The following is a 291-nucleotide window of genomic DNA, read 5'->3' on the forward strand; positions in this document are numbered from 1 at the left end:
GACACCGGCGTGCACGAGCTGCGCGAGATCGGCGACCACCTGCTCGCCATCACAGCCACCGCGGCCAGGCTCGCCGCCGAACGCGCCTCCGACGAGCATCAGGGCCGGCTGGAGGAGCTGGTGGACCAGCTCGCGGCCGCCGAGACCGCGGGTGAGCGCAGGCGTGCAGACGGGCTCTTCCCCATCGAGATCGCCGCCGCCGCGCAGTCGACGCGGCTGACTCGTCAGGAGATCGACCTCCCGGGCGAGATCGGCGAGCTGCTGTGGTTTCCGAACGGCGAGTCCATCGAG

1 protein-coding gene is annotated in these 291 nt (G+C 71.8%); it reads left to right on the forward strand.

What is annotated here, in order from left to right:
* The coding region (locus tag JHE00_RS34710) for an FCD domain-containing protein (protein ID WP_200326442.1) at positions 1 to 291 on the forward strand (291 nt) is incomplete at both ends.

Source organism: Prauserella cavernicola (assembly GCF_016595675.1).
Lineage (GTDB): Bacteria > Actinomycetota > Actinomycetes > Mycobacteriales > Pseudonocardiaceae > Prauserella_A > Prauserella_A cavernicola.